This window comes from Bacillus sp. AF62 (assembly GCF_050312695.1).
GTDB lineage: Bacteria > Bacillota > Bacilli > Bacillales > Bacillaceae_G > Bacillus_A > Bacillus_A cereus.
Window position 1 is genome coordinate 1 of the sequence record NZ_JBNPJZ010000102.1, and the last position, 344, is coordinate 344.

The following is a 344-nucleotide window of genomic DNA, read 5'->3' on the forward strand; positions in this document are numbered from 1 at the left end:
TTTGAGAAAGTGACAGAGCGTAAGCTGAATAATACAAAGTTAATTTCTGGTCAGGTGAAGCCTGGTAATATTGAAAGTTTTTATGCAGATCCGGCTAAAGGAAAAGTGAAAGATATTGAGGTAAAAGAAGGGCAAGAGGTAGAAAAAGGCACGAAGTTATTCTCTTATGACAATGAAGAGATTAACCTTCAAATGAAGCAAGCTGAGCTTGATCAAAAGATGGCAGATATGCGTTATGATCAAGGGAAAAAGAAGATTGATTCGCTAAAGAAAGAAATTAAGAAGGCAAAAGATAGCGGAGCTGGGAAAGAAGTAACAGATCCGATGGACGAGCAAGTAAACGA

1 protein-coding gene is annotated in these 344 nt (G+C 37.8%); it reads left to right on the forward strand.

Going from position 1 to position 344, the window contains the following annotated elements; translation table 11 throughout:
- On the forward strand, nt 1-344 hold a 344-nt coding region (locus tag ACQRBL_RS27575; RefSeq protein ID WP_427736014.1), incomplete at both ends, for a biotin/lipoyl-binding protein.